Source organism: Pseudarthrobacter phenanthrenivorans, from assembly GCF_036455295.1.
In the GTDB taxonomy this organism is placed as follows: domain Bacteria; phylum Actinomycetota; class Actinomycetes; order Actinomycetales; family Micrococcaceae; genus Arthrobacter; species Arthrobacter phenanthrenivorans_C.
The window spans coordinates 1-624 of the sequence record NZ_JAYXNX010000046.1; the positions used below are offsets into that span (position 1 = coordinate 1).

The following is a 624-nucleotide window of genomic DNA, read 5'->3' on the forward strand; positions in this document are numbered from 1 at the left end:
GGCGGGATGACGTCGTCCCAGTTGTTGACCAGCTGCATGTTCTGGTTCACCAGCCACACATTCCCGGAATTCACGTCATTCAGGACCACCAAGTCCCGGTTCACCCGAAAAACATACGACGGCGACGCACTCGCCTTGGGCACCACAACGTTCTTGTCATCAGCATCATTAGTGCAATCCCGGACATACTTATTCGCCCCCGACCACGCCGCATGCACACACCCACCCAACTGCACCGGAGCAGCAGGCACACCCTCGCCATCAAACGACACCGTCTTCGCCGCACCCCCGTCCAGCGGCTGCTCCACCAACGCCTTCCGCGTCGCAACAGCAACAACATCACTGCCCGGCCCCGCCTGCTGCAACTTCGCATCCCGCGCACCATCGAGCGCCAACCGCTTACCACCAGGCAAAAACAAATTCCCCGCCGCAGCATCCAACACCACCGGCTGGTCCCCCACCACCGTCATCTGCAAATCCCCGGCACCCTTAAGCCCATCCCACGTACTGGACTCCGACGACGTAACCCCACCATCGGCATCCACCCCCGTCACCGTCACAACACCGGTCTTCGGATCCGCAGAATAAATCCGGTCATCAGAACCAACCACAGACACAATGCCC

Annotated in this window: 1 pseudogene; it reads right to left on the reverse strand. The window is 60.4% G+C overall.

From position 1 onward, the window contains the following. Positions 1–624, reverse strand: a pseudogene (locus VXJ37_RS21050) (Ig-like domain-containing protein); the annotation flags it as partial.